Annotated in this window: 12 protein-coding genes; 4 read left to right on the top strand and 8 right to left on the bottom strand. The window is 41.4% G+C overall.

The annotated features are described in order from the left end of the window. Window positions 1-19 precede the first annotated feature (19 nt). The 3 genes from QZZ22_RS12015 to QZZ22_RS12005 all read right to left on the bottom strand — a co-directional run bounded on the left by QZZ22_RS12015 (window position 20) and on the right by QZZ22_RS12005 (window position 3,544). Complete coding sequence (locus QZZ22_RS12015) at window positions 20-673, bottom strand: peroxiredoxin (protein ID WP_292465570.1); 654 nt, start codon at window positions 671-673, stop codon at window positions 20-22. 19 nt (window positions 674-692) lie between these two features. Further along, window positions 693-1,070, bottom strand: coding sequence for a transcriptional repressor (locus QZZ22_RS12010; protein ID WP_292465568.1), 378 nt, complete (start codon window positions 1,068-1,070; stop codon window positions 693-695). Between the two features lie 209 nt (window positions 1,071-1,279). Next, a complete protein-coding gene (locus tag QZZ22_RS12005; protein ID WP_292465192.1) occupies window positions 1,280-3,544 on the bottom strand; it encodes an amino acid permease in 2,265 nt (754 codons plus the stop codon). A gap of 319 nt (window positions 3,545-3,863) precedes the next feature. Here QZZ22_RS12005 and QZZ22_RS12000 point away from each other — a divergent pair, with 319 nt between their 5' ends. Continuing rightward, entirely contained in the window at window positions 3,864-4,637 is a 774-nt protein-coding gene (locus QZZ22_RS12000) for an exodeoxyribonuclease III (protein ID WP_292465190.1), read from the top strand. Window positions 4,638-4,758: 121 nt separating this feature from the next. Here the strand turns inward: QZZ22_RS12000 and QZZ22_RS11995 are convergent, their stop codons facing one another. The 5 genes from QZZ22_RS11995 to QZZ22_RS11975 form a co-directional block, all read right to left on the bottom strand. After that, the gene (locus QZZ22_RS11995) at window positions 4,759-5,379 is read right to left on the bottom strand and encodes a uracil phosphoribosyltransferase (RefSeq protein WP_292465188.1); all 621 of its coding nucleotides are present in this window, start codon (window positions 5,377-5,379) and stop codon (window positions 4,759-4,761) included. Then, window positions 5,376-6,575, bottom strand: coding sequence for an AAA family ATPase (locus QZZ22_RS11990; protein WP_292465186.1), 1,200 nt, complete (start codon window positions 6,573-6,575; stop codon window positions 5,376-5,378). Before QZZ22_RS11990 ends, QZZ22_RS11995 begins: the two co-directional genes overlap by 4 nt. Before the next feature lie 15 nt (window positions 6,576-6,590). Then, complete coding sequence (locus tag QZZ22_RS11985) at window positions 6,591-7,655, bottom strand: radical SAM protein (protein WP_292465184.1); 1,065 nt, start codon at window positions 7,653-7,655, stop codon at window positions 6,591-6,593. Then, window positions 7,652-8,653 (bottom strand): ankyrin repeat domain-containing protein, encoded by a 1,002-nt coding sequence (locus QZZ22_RS11980; protein ID WP_292465182.1) that lies wholly within the window; start codon window positions 8,651-8,653, stop codon window positions 7,652-7,654. The genes QZZ22_RS11985 and QZZ22_RS11980 overlap by 4 nt, the downstream gene beginning before the upstream one ends. Before the next feature lie 179 nt (window positions 8,654-8,832). Then, the gene (locus QZZ22_RS11975; protein WP_292465180.1) at window positions 8,833-9,354 is read right to left on the bottom strand and encodes a DUF367 family protein; all 522 of its coding nucleotides are present in this window, start codon (window positions 9,352-9,354) and stop codon (window positions 8,833-8,835) included. A 179-nt stretch (window positions 9,355-9,533) separates the two neighbouring features. Here QZZ22_RS11975 and minD point away from each other — a divergent pair, with 179 nt between their 5' ends. From minD to QZZ22_RS11960, 3 genes are read left to right on the top strand one after another with little or no spacing between them, the layout of a single operon-like run. After that, window positions 9,534-10,331: a cell division ATPase MinD gene (gene minD / locus QZZ22_RS11970; protein WP_292465178.1), complete on the top strand. Its 798-nt coding sequence runs from the start codon at window positions 9,534-9,536 to the stop codon at window positions 10,329-10,331. A gap of 23 nt (window positions 10,332-10,354) precedes the next feature. After that, the gene (locus QZZ22_RS11965) at window positions 10,355-12,427 is read left to right on the top strand and encodes a type II/IV secretion system ATPase subunit (protein WP_292465177.1); all 2,073 of its coding nucleotides are present in this window, start codon (window positions 10,355-10,357) and stop codon (window positions 12,425-12,427) included. Beyond that, window positions 12,420-13,343, top strand: a complete 924-nt coding sequence (locus QZZ22_RS11960) for a type II secretion system F family protein (RefSeq protein ID WP_292465175.1) — start codon at window positions 12,420-12,422, stop codon at window positions 13,341-13,343. Before QZZ22_RS11965 ends, QZZ22_RS11960 begins: the two co-directional genes overlap by 8 nt. Window positions 13,344-13,358 lie beyond the last annotated feature (15 nt).

The following is a 13,358-nucleotide window of genomic DNA, read 5'->3' as shown; positions in this document are numbered from 1 at the left end:
TTCTATAGTTGTAAACTATTTAAGATTGTTTCTTGAAACACATGAACCAGTCGAGACAGTATGTATTTGAATCCTTGGACTCGACTCTTTCCTTTGCAACCCCACATGAACCGGGTGGCGGGATAATCACATCTTCTCCAGGCTGCCAGTTCGCTGGTGTTGCAACACCTTCCGCATCTGATTTCTGCATGGCTTTAAGCAGCCTCATGACCTCGTCCATGTTTCTTCCGTTTGAGAGCGGGTAGTAGAGTATGGCCCGGATCTTGGCTTTCGGGTCCATGAAGAATACCGCTCTTACAGCCTGAGTATCAGAAGCGCCTGGCTGGAGCATGCCGAATTTCTTTGCGACGGTCATCTTGAGATCCTCGATGACAGGGAATGTCACCTCAACATTCTTCATTCCCTTGTACTCTATCTTTTCCTTGATGGTCCTAAGCCATGCGATGTGTGCATAGATGCTGTCAATGGACAGGCCGATGAGTTCACAATTCAGTGCTTTAAAATCGGCCTGCATGCTTGCGAATGTCATGAACTCTGTGGTACACACAGGCGTGAAGTCTGCCGGGTGACTGAAGAGGATGACCCATTTGCCTTTGTAGTCCTTGGGGAAATTTATCTCTCCCATGGTCGTCTTTGCAGTAAACGCCGGTGCATCATCGCCTATGAGCGGCATTGTTACTATTTCATCCATATTAACCCTCCATACATTCTTTACAGAATCCGTAAAAGTTCGTATCTGTAGTCTCTACTTCAAAGCCTTCTATCTCACCCGCTATCTTCAGCGAGTAATCTGTCAGTTCCTCTGATTCGTAATCAGATATCCTCCCACATCCAATGCAAATAATGTGGTGATGCGGTACAAGATTTGCCTCAAATCTGGAAACTCCCTTGATGTTCACCTCTTTGATAAGGCCCTTTTCGGCCAGGAACCTCAGATTGTTATATACAGTAGCTTTACTGATCCTGGTCAGCTTCTTCCTGACTCCTTCGTACACATCATCTACAGTAGGATGTCCGTCGAACTCCCTCAGGAATTCCAGTATCTCTATCCGCTGATTTGTGTATTTGATGCCTTCTGTATCCGTCTGTGATCCTTCCTTCTATGTTCTTCTTACGGTTGTGCTCTTTTATAGCAAATACCATATAACAAGTAATCCTAATTAATACATATTATTATTTAAAGCTTTTTCTTAGTTAACTCATTGAGATTTCTACAAAGGGAGTACACAGCTGGCTGGGAAGCGCAGAGGCACAGATAGTGCCAAAAAAGCACAGGTAATCAGGCCCTACTGGTCCGAGATGGAGAATCCGGTGATTCCTTTTGCCTTTCCAGCTTGTTCCTGCATTTACGTAATGATTTCCTTAGCAGATAATTCAGGCTTTCTTTGGATATCGGTCTGGATCTTTTCACTATTAGGACAGGTTTCTTGGAATGCCTTGCAATCCTCTGTGACAGGGTCCCGAGAATAGATAGTTTGAACCTCTGGCTGGAATCACCAATAATGGTTACATCGCTATCATTGGTCGCTTCCAGAATTGCATCTTCGATGGAGTATTTTTCCAGTATCCTGCACTCAACGGATATGGTGTTATCCCCGGCCGACAGTTCAGCTATCCTTGTCTTTATCTCTTCTTTTCTTTCCTCTTCCTCGTCGGGACTGATGACCGTTATTATCACTATTCCAGCCCCTGTATTGGCAGCCAGTTCCCTGGCCAGGTTAAGACCATATACTGAGTTTGCTTTACCGTTGTATGCCACAAGTATCCTGTTTATTTTATCCGGCAGGTATCCTTTTAACAGTACTATTTTCTTTTTGGATGACGAAAGCACTTCGCTTGCCACTTCTCCGAGTGAGTACTGGAACATGCTCGATTCGTGCCATCCCATAATTATAGTATCTATGTTCTCAAGCTCTGCCTGCTCTATTATTGAGTTTGCTATGTCGTGGTCAAAGGCCACGATATAGTCTCTTTTACGGCCAAGGGTAGCAGGATATCTGTCGAATTCTTTCTTAAAGCGGGAATCCATCTCTATCTGCTTATCATGATATGCTTCCCGGGCAACCAGCAAGCTTGTCTGTGCCGGCACCTTGATCACATGAAGACCGATCATATCACTGCCCAGGTAATCTGCCAGTCTGAGAAGATCACGCTCATGTCCGGGATTTGATATCGGGACCAATATTTTGACTATTGATTCCGATGTTATGTTTTTTTGTTCGACAGTGTTCTCCAGCAGGTCGAAAAGATTGTATTTTGGTGTGGCTTTACCTCTTCCATAATATCTGAACCATCCTACTCCTGCAAACACCATAATAAGTGCAAAGAATAAGGGCAGGACTCCAAGCAGAGGTAGCAGTATCAGGCTTCCTCCGATTCCTACTATCTGGGTGAATGGAAACAGCGGGTCCCTGAATGTCGGTTCATAGCCCGGTAACGTCCGCTTCCTGAGGATTATCACGGCAAGGTTCAGCAGGACAAAGATAAGTACATTGAAAGCACCTCCCAGTCTTGCCAGTTCCTCAATGTCAAAGAGGAACATGAGAATGATCATAACTATGCCGGTCACCAGGATAGCATTAGATGGCGTTTCGAATCTCCTATGGATAATTATGAACCATTTTGGCATGAGTGCATCCCTGCTCATGGCAAAAGGAAACCTTGAAGACGACAATATGGCTCCATTAGCTGTGGAAAGCGTGGCGATCAGTGCACCGAATACTATGATCATCCTGCCGGTGTCTCCTGCCAGCAGGCCCGCTATATCTGCAAGCGGAGTGACTGTGGGAGTAGTCATGCCAGGGCCGATGATTCCCACGACTACTGCCATTATACCGACGTAGAATATTGTCACAGTCACAGCTGAAGCAATAAAGGCAAGAGGCAAATTCCTGGAAGGGTTCTTTACCTCCTCGGAAACAGCTGAGAGTTCTGCGAGTCCAAGGTATGATATGAAAATCATTCCGGTCGTTGTCAGGATGGACATCGGACCATACGGTACAGCAGGTGTGAAACTGCGTGGCTCTATGAATATAAACACTTCTGATATGAATGCCAGCAGGATCACAATCAGGAGCGCCACAATGATGTTCTGCAACGTTCCGCTACTCTTTGCACCGCGATAATTGATCACAAGCAGGATTAGTCCTGCGGTGGCTGCTATCAGAAACAGAGGAAAGTCATAGAATATCTGGAAGTACTCAGCCAGGCCCACAAGTGCAAAAGAACCTTTGAATATGAGCGCCAACCAGGAACCAAGACCAATCACCGCACCAAGGACCGCTCCCATCGTACGGCTAATATAATAATAGCTTCCGCCAGCAGAAGGCATTCCCGTCGCCAGTTCTGCCATACTGATGGCCGTGGCTATTGTGATGATGCCTCCCAGAAGGAAAGAAAGTATCGCTCCAGGGCCTGCATTTGCCATAGCGATGCCCGGGAGGATGAATATTCCCGCCCCGATCATAGTACCGGTACCGATAGCAAAAGTCGAGAAAAAACCCAGACCACGTCCCAACCTCTCCTGAGTTTCAGTTGCAGCCATTTGTTTATATCCTCTTTCCGGTGACTTCCAGATGACCCAACAGGGCTTTTTAGCAGGCTCTTTTGATACACACCGGTGATAATTAAATGCTTATCTTAAATTGTACATTAAATACCGCATCAGGCAGGGTGTACTCTGCACAGCAAATATATGATGTTCACCTATATAGATAATGCAGATTATGCCGAAAATATATATGCTTTAACCAGATGCTTTAATTAGTTGAGCCATGGATGATTATACTATAGTAAGTTTATCAGCGTGAAACAAGAATACCCCCGGTTTTAACCGGTGGTAGTTCACTCAGAGTTGGGTCACTATGGAAAAAATGAAGATAATCTCATGGAATGTGAATGGTATAAGGTCTGTGCAGAAAAAGGGCTTTTCGGAATGGCTTCAAAAAGAGCAGCCTGATATCCTGTGTATCCAGGAGACAAAGGCGCAAAAAGAACAGCTGGGTCCTGAACTTACTGAAATGAAAGGTTATTACAGTTATTTTTCATCGGCTGAGAAAAAAGGTTACAGTGGTGTGGCAATCTATACCAAAAAAGAGCCTTTGAGCATTAAATGCGGTTTTGGTATCCCGAAGTTCGACAGAGAAGGACGTACCCTTATAGCAGACTATGGGGGTTTTATATTGTTCAACATCTATTTCCCGAATGGAAAAGCATCCCAGGATAGGCTGGATTATAAAATGGAGTTCTATGATGCTTTTCTGGAGTATGCCCGGGAACTGAAAGGGCAGGGAAAGAAGCTTGTTATCTGCGGCGATGTGAATACTGCTCACAAGGAGATAGATCTGGCGCGTCCGAAAGAGAATGAGACTATCTCTGGTTTCCTCCTGGAGGAGAGAGCATGGATAGACAAGTTCCTCTCACAAGGATACGTTGATACATTCAGATCCATGCACCCGGAGCCCGGGCAATATACCTGGTGGAGCGTGAGGTCAGGAGCAAGGGCCCGCAACGTGGGCTGGAGAATAGACTATTTTTATGCAAGTGAAAATGCAATGGAAAACATCCGTGACTCGTTCATCATGCCTGAGGTCCCGGGATCGGATCACTGTCCACTGGGGATAGTCATAGAGTTGTGAAAGAGGAGTTTAAGTTCACTCTATCTGTAAAAAGCAGTTGCAACATATGCATTGAGGGCAGATGTTGACTCAAATTCTTGCTTGCCATGAATACTTACATGTAGATTTCATTGTCAGTACTTCATGACAAATCCTCATTGAATCTAGGAACAAAACCAAAAAGTCTATTGCCCGTATCTGTTTTACCACTCCCAACATAAAAATTTTGAGAAATTCTGCAGGTAATGAAATGAATGTTTTCTCTATCAATAAATTCAGACTGCGCAAACTCTGAGTGCATTACTTGGCAAACAATAGTAAGGCTTTTAAAGCCGGGCAAAGAATCAATTACTTTCTTAATTGAATTTCCTGTGTTAATGACTGAATCAACAATAACTACATTTATACTCTTAAGACTATATTTAGAAAGAATTTGAGTTATGCTCGTCTTTTCATCAATGAATTCAAGTCGTGAATGAGAGCCAAGAATTTCCCTGAATCCGTCTGCAACATAAAGCCCTGAACGCATCATTGTTAGAATTAAAGTAAACTCATGTGGAGCAATATCCATACCTTTTTTCAATCCTTGGACGTGACATATCTCGATCGGATGTAAATCCAATGAATTTACATACTCATAACTGAGTAACTGGCCTAGTGTACGGTGTATTTCTTTTAAATTAACAGGATTAATATCAGCACGTCGGGATTGTGTTGATAATATCTGCACAGCTTTACTGCTTTTTTCTAGACTAGTAATCATTGACTACCCTCATTTGTTTTAATTTGACGTATATCCATAACTGACAAGCTCTTATGGTCTGAAAGATAATTCAATAAGTCTTCACGCCTCTTTTTTCCAATAACCACTACAGCATGTTGTGCACTTTTAAGCATGTCTGCATCTACCATTGAGTCACCGAAAGCAATTACATCTGCCCCCAGATTCACGAATGTTCTGACAAGACATGCTTTTTCCTCATTACTGACAATAGTGTCACTCTTTGAAAGATTATTGCCACCAAGCACTTTCACATTCAGATTGTATCTATCGGCTACAATCTCCCATATATCAGGAAAACCGGAAGTTATCCAAATAATATTCCTGTTACGACCATGTTCTTGTAGAGTCGACAGGATTGTATCATCCAAAACAATCGAGTTGGCAACTCTATTAACAAATTCCTGCATTTTTACGGAGGGAATCTTTGAATAGTATTGTGCTATTTCAAAAAAGGATTCAAAGCAATAATTTCTTCTTTTCTCAAAAATTGAACGAACTTTTTCTTTGTCGATGACATCATTGAGTGTTAAAAAATCAAGGCAATCGCCTGAAAAAAGGGTTCCATCACAATCAAATATTGAATATGATTTATTTGAGTCATGCATAAGTCTTTTACAGAATTCAGTGATATAGTATTGAGATAGTGCCTTGTAAAATTCTACAAGTCTATTATGGATATCAGGTGCTTTTAACAGTGAAAAAGCAATGTCATTGGTTTTACATTCATTTTCAAGCTCTTTGTACTCAAGGTCTTGCCACTCTTGCAACTTTAAAGCAGAGAATTTAGGGCGTTTTCTTTGAACATCGTTGAGGCATTGATTTAATATTTTTTCAGGGGTTGACCGAATACATAAGATGTAATCGTATACTTCACTATCAGCTTTAGTCCATGCTATTTCGTAATTTCCATCATTTTTAATAAAAGCGTAGTGACCTGTAACAATGGTATGGTATTGGGCATTGCGGTGTCTTGATTCAATTTCTCGAATAACAAATTCTCTGTATCTGTATTTCTCCTCATTGTTCATTCTTTTGAACCCATAGATGCCTCCAGGGATTAGTTCATCCATTAAAGATGAACCATCAACTATTTTAAAACGTGTCGAAGATTTTTCAATCTCTCTACATAGGGATGTTTTTCCACAACCTGAAATTCCATAAATTGCTATAATCATGCTGACTCCATTATTTTATCTATTTTGAAAGCTACAAAGGAATTTTTGACGACTCAGGCAGTCATAATTATCACAGTTGTATTCTAGTATACAATCTCTAATGCATTCTTTTGAAACGTTGCAGGATAGACAGTCATTCTTGTAAGGTATTTTTTTGTACATGCGTTTTTGGAGTTCATCAATTTCCTCTTTATAGTTCCCAAGCAGCCATTGAGTTTTCCCCAGCATTCTGCCACATGGATAAACTTCTCTGTTTGCATATATCAAAAAATGTGTGCCTGCACCACAACTGCTACCAAACATCGTGCACACTTGGTCAGGTATTCCTGAAATACTTCTTTGATATGCCTCAAGGTTTCCGATTTCAAGATGTTCCAGATTGTGCTTTAAGAGTTCTGCAGTTGTAGATAGAAATGTATAGTTTTCTTCATCTGATATTTTATCGATTCCTTTTGGAGCATCAACCAATCGATCAAAGATTACTTTTGAGAACCTCTGCTGAATTATAAAATCAATATACATATCAATATTCTCCAGCAGATTTCTTGTAAGAGTAGTATTGATTGTTACATTTAATCCTTCATCTTGCAGGATTGTGATTCCGTTCATAGTTTTATCAAAGGTTCCTTCTCCATTAGGGAAAAGGCGGTGAGTATCGTGCAGTTCCTTAGGCCCGTCAAGTGAAACGCTAGGAACTATCATAAGTCTTTTCATTTCCTGAGCAATTGCGGGAGTAATTAGAGAACCATTTGTCACAATATAGAATCTAATACGGTCTTGTCCAAAGTGTCGGTCCCAGAACCCTGATACAGCTTCAGATAACTCTTCCCAATTAAGTAGAGGTTCTCCACTTCCTACGAAATTAACCTTTATTGTTTTAGAAAAATTATATTTCTTATGATATTTAAAAGCACGTTCAATTATCAGTTCGATTTCTTTTGCATTAAGAGGGTTTTTCGATGAAACACGATTTTCACTATCGAAGAAGTAACAATATTCGCATGCGTAATTGCATTGTGTGTTAACAGAAATACATATTCGCTCAACCTGATCCATGACTGAGTCTATCCCGAGTCTCATTTACCTAAATAACCCTTAATCATTTTTAAGATTTCTGAATGCTGTTTCTCTTGCGCGTGTTCTTCTGCAGTTTTTCCATCTCTATCACGTATAAGTATATCTATGCCCTGTTGCTTTAGGATGTATGCTGCAATTTCGTTATGCCCTTTTATTGCAGCTTTCATCAAAGGTGTAAATCCGTTTCCATCGGCTTGATTAATGCTTATTTGGAGACTATTTTTCTCTATCAAGTATTTAACGATTTCGAATCTCCCATCCCATACTGCGATGAGCAATGCACTATTCCCTTTATTCTTTCCACGCGATAAAAGATGTGGGTTAGCTCCTTTCTCTAGGATATATTGCATTCCTTTCAGCCACCCCCTCTGAGCAGCATGCATGTATGGTGTCATAGGGAACTTTCCAGAATCATATCTATTAAGATCGCAGCCCGGTATGGATGTCCAGAAGCTCATTTTATCGAAGTTCCTCATTCTAATGAAATGTATGAGGGGGGTTAGATTATCCTCTCCGATGAAATTGGGATTAATTTGGTGCGTTTGAAGGAACACTTCAGCAGTTTTGAATTGTTCTTTCTTCACTAGAGTGAACAAGTGTTTATCGTCCTCAGTTGGAACATCCATTGAATGCATCATTTCTTTTTGAAATGACGCAAGATTAATGCACAGTATGCCGGAGGATCTGGCAAGCACTTGCAAACCCTCATCATCTGATACTATGATTAATTTACTTGCAAAAGATGACTCTTTTACTTCACTGATGATTTTCATGTCATTATTGGACTTATTTGAGCCTTTGACAATGTCAAGAACTAGGATGCGATGCTCGTTAATGTGCTTGATTGAAAGCTGGGCGTTTTCTTGATGCTCTGCAAATCTTTTTCGATAGTCTAATTCGTTAAGAACTGTCGGTGATATTACAACATTAGAATAGTAATCTCTCAATAACGCAGGGTTCTTTAGAAGAACATTGGTGTCAAACAGATATTTTTGTTCCATGTCACTTCTCTTTCAAAATACTCTATGTTATATAATAATATCTCTACAAATAGGAAAGCTTCCCTTTTTACAATTTCCTGTCTCATTTTCTTCTGCAGCTTTTAGGTCGCCGGGTGACAAGTACCTGCACCTATAACTCCGATCTGCATCTGCATCTGCATGTGCGCGCCCCTGTGTCCTTACATATATTCGCTTTGTATCCTTAATATCTCTGTACTGTCCTTTGCTGTGGAATATTCTTCGAGAGGCTCGTGGTTAAGTTCCAGGAAAGTATGTCCCCAGTTGAATTTATTCATTATCGTATGTGCCTGCTCTTTGTGGCCCAGTATGTAGAGGGCGGCAGCGAAGGCCTCTGCTGATGTGAGTTTGAATGGCCTGCCAAAGTTCACCGGATTGCCTGCGACCAGGTAAGGCAGCGCACGATGCTGAAGCTTGAGCCTGACAAGCTGTGGAAATACCTCTTCAACATGCTCCCAAGAACAATCAAGGACAGTGATGCCTTTCCTGTCGGTGTCTTCCGGTGAGAGTGCTCTCTCTGCCATTGGATCCAGAAGAATGGACTCACGAGGTATCATGTTAACCTTATCGAAAAGGCGGGCAAGCTCAAAGCGCGCCATTTTTTTCCCTGTACATTTTTTGGGGTCACATTGGCTTGCATGGTAAATGAATAGTTTTACGTTCTTCTCATTCTTTTCTTTCATAATCTTTCCTGTTGATATTATACTATTTAGTGCTTGGTTTGGGAAGTGATTTATTCATGTTATAGATATCTTTTTATATTTATAATGCAGTATTTTAATAAATATATTTTAATTATAATACGTGGCTGATCAGGCCAGGATATAGGATATAACTAAATTGTCTTTATAAGGGGTGCTCGATGACTGCAAAGATATATACAACTATTTCCGGAAAAGGTGGTACCGGTTCAACCACTGTTTCGATAAACATTGGAGCTGCAATTGCAGGTTTTGCTAAGAATACACTTCTCATTGATGCAGATATAGGGATGCCCACTATAGGATTGATGTTGGGTATCGAAACCACAAAAGCCACTCTGCATGACGTCCTCGCAGGTAATGCCGATATCAAAGAGGCGATCTATGACGGCCCGAACAACCTGAAAGTAATGCCCGGAAGCATTTCCTTGCAGAGTTTTCTAAACACGAACACTGATAATTTGTCTGAGATCATTGAAAGCCTCAGGGAGAGTTATGAATTTATTATTATAGATTCTTCCACAGGTATCACAAAAAACTCCATCTCTGCAATTTCTCTGGCTGATGAAGTGATACAGGTAGTGAATCCTGATATTGCCTCTCTTGCAGGTGCAATGAAAATAAAGGCCATCGCTGCATCCATGAACAAACAATTCCTTGGTTTGTTCTTGAACCGTACAGGAGTGACCTCCAATGAACTCAATGCCGACAGGATAGAGAATACCCTTGGTATTAAAGTGCTTGAGAACCTGCCGGAAGATGTCAATGTAAAGAATTCCATGTCTTTTAAATCTCCTGTTGTGGTCAAATATCCCGGCTCCCCGGTTTCGGTTGGGTTTAATCGTCTTTCTGCATATGTAGCAGGAATAAAGATCCCTGCTGTTGAAACTTTCGTAGAAGATAAGAAAGGGGCAAAGAAGGGCAAGAAACTCTCTTTCTCTAAAAACAAGAGCGAATGATCTATTTACAGGAGCTGGTAAAAATGGATCATCACTCAGATAAAAATAAAAGTGATAAAGAGACTGCTCTGGCATTTCTTGACAATGAGCCGGATGCCGGGAGCTTGCAATCCGTTCCGGATACTGAGGAGCGTACACCGCGATCTACAAAAACATCTATAAGTTCCAGATTATCAGCTTTAAGATCTGACACTAATGGAGCCCACTACAAGGATAGAATGGAAGGCCATAAAATATGTGAAGATCTGGCTGATGATAATACAAATGACTTCCTTCCTCGTATTAATGAAGACTCTTTTGTGGATGAGCTTGCAAACCTTATACTGCCCACTGATGAAAATGTAAGCATTGAAGAGTTGAAGGGCAAGATCAATGTGTCCTTTGAAGATGTATGCTATATAGAAGATATTTCCGAAGAAAGAGAAACTCATTGGAGTCTAATCCTAAAAGAAATATTTGAAATGCCTGTTATCGAAGAGGATCTTTTAGAAGAGGATGAAGTTCAGGAAAGCCTTAAAGATCGTGTGAACAAACTTTTCGCAAGGAAGAAAATCAATACTGACCCATATGACATGATCGCACACGGGCCCATAGTCGATTTCACGATTTCCCCAGAAAGCCCATTTAAGGAAGTGGAACTGTATGGTGTAAATGCACCTTATGCGTACATAAGAATAGCATATAACCCGGAATCACATGAATTCCAATATCAGGCTCTGGAACCAAAACTTTCCCAGAAGGAACAGGAGCTGCTGGATGCCATTAAAACGAAATTCATCGAGACCCTTGATATTAATTTAACGGAAGTGTCCCGGAAGAATGCCGAATTCTTTTTGCGGGATAAAGTAATGGCATATCTTCAGGAGTACCAGATAGACATATCTCCAAAGAAACGTGAAAAGATAATGTACTATATTGTCCGTAACTTCGTAGGTTACGGTGAAATTGATCCCTTTATGAGAGACCCGGATCTTGAGGACATATCATGCGATGGCCCTAATACTCCTATCTATGTTTACCATAAAGTTTATAATTCCATTCCTACCAGTGTAGAATTCGCAGGTGACGAAGAAGTCGATTCTTTCGCTATCAAGATTGCTCAGATATGCGGAAGGCATGTTTCCATAGCAAACCCACTGCTGGATGCAACAATGCCGGATGGTTCCCGTATTCAACTAACCCTTGGGCGCGAGATTACAACCCGTGGCAGCACATTCACTATCAGAAGGTTCAAGGATAATCCCATAACCCCGGCAAACCTGATAGATTACCATACATTTTCTACAGCCATGCTGGCTTATCTGTGGCTGGCAGTGGATTCCAACAAGAGCCTTGTTTTTGCAGGTGGTACTGCTTCAGGGAAAACTACAGCAATGAACGCTGTATCGCTTTTCATCCAGCCGGAAATGAAAATTGTATCCATAGAAGATACAAGGGAACTAAATCTTTCTCATCCTAACTGGATCCCTGGTGTCACAAGGCAATCTTTCGGGAGCGGAGACAAGGGTTCTATTGAAATGTATGAACTTCTCAGGGCATCCCTGAGGCAGAGGCCTGAATATATAATTGTGGGTGAAGTGCGTGGAGTAGAGGCACTGACACTCTTCCAGGCAATGTCCACGGGTCACACTACTTTCTCTACGATGCACGCAGATTCGGTTGCTTCTGCAATCCACAGGTTGGAAAATCCTCCTATAAATGTCCCTAGAATAATGATTCAGGCGTTAGATATTATAGCTATTCAAGTTCAGGTCAAGGTTAATGATAAGCGTGTCAGGAGATGTAAGACTCTTACAGAGGTAGTGGGTGTTGATCCAAGAACAGGTGAACTGCTGACAAATGATGTGTTCTCCTGGGATGCGGCAAGAGATATGTTCCAGTATTCAGGTAGGTCCTACGTAATTGAGAGTGTGATGGAGAACAGAGGGTGGACTGAGGAAAGGGTACGCGATGAGCTAAAACGCCGTCAGGAAATACTTGAGTGGACCAAAGAGAAGAAAGTATCTCATTTCAGGGACTTTGCCAAGATAGTGGTTGCATACAACCGTGAGCCGGAAACAGTAATGAAAATGGTGAGGCAGGATACGTATGTCTAACCTATATTTCACTTTTGCATTCAATATATTTGGTAAGTACTATGCAAAAAAAAGGACGGATTATTTTGGTCTTCGATACAGTCTGATGAAGAATAGAATGGATCTGGCCTATGATACATATCTTTCAGGTGCGCTGTTAAGTTCTATTATCTGCTCTGTTGTTGCCCTTATCGGTTTTAGTGTAATCGTTATGATCTTAGGAGTTCCTGAGATAAGGGCTACAAGGTTAATGCTACCAGCCTGGACAGCTCCTTATCTGGTATATAAGTCTATTGTAGTTGCTCTGTTTGCCAGTATATTTATAGTGGGCTTAGTTTTTCTTGCAGTTTACAAGACATTTCTGCTATACCCTGTAATAATGGCTGGTGACCGAAAGCGCAACATTGATACTCTGTTGCCATATGCTGTGAACTACATGTCCGCAATGTCAGGTGCAGGTGTTCTTCCTGTCGATCTTTTCAGATCTCTTGCTAATAATAGCATATATGGACAGGTGTCTGTAGAGTTCAGATATCTTGTGCGCGATCTTGAGATTCTTGGTAGTGATCTTGTCACGGCTATGAAAAATCTCTCCGCAACTACTCCTTCGTTAATGCTGCAGGACTTTCTGCAAGGGGCAATAACCGTTGTAACTTCCGGTGGCCAGGTTGAGACATATTTCCAGGTAAAAGCGGATCAGTATCTCCAGGAAAACAGGCAGAACCAGAAAGAGTTTCTGGAAACCCTGGGACTCCTGGGTGAAACTTATGTAACTGCTTTTGTGGCAGGTCCCCTTTTCCTGATAGTTGTGATGTCTATCATGTCTATCATGGGAAGTGCGCAGATGATATTCCTTTATCTTATTATCTATGCGCTGATTCCTATAGGAAGTATCATGTATGTGATTTTAATAAGCAGTTTGACCCCGGAGACATAATATGACTATTAAGGA

This window comes from Methanolobus sp., assembly GCF_016278365.1.
GTDB lineage: Archaea > Halobacteriota > Methanosarcinia > Methanosarcinales > Methanosarcinaceae > Methanolobus.
Note: the sequence above shows the minus strand (reverse complement) of the source record. Positions and strands in the feature narration are given on the sequence as shown.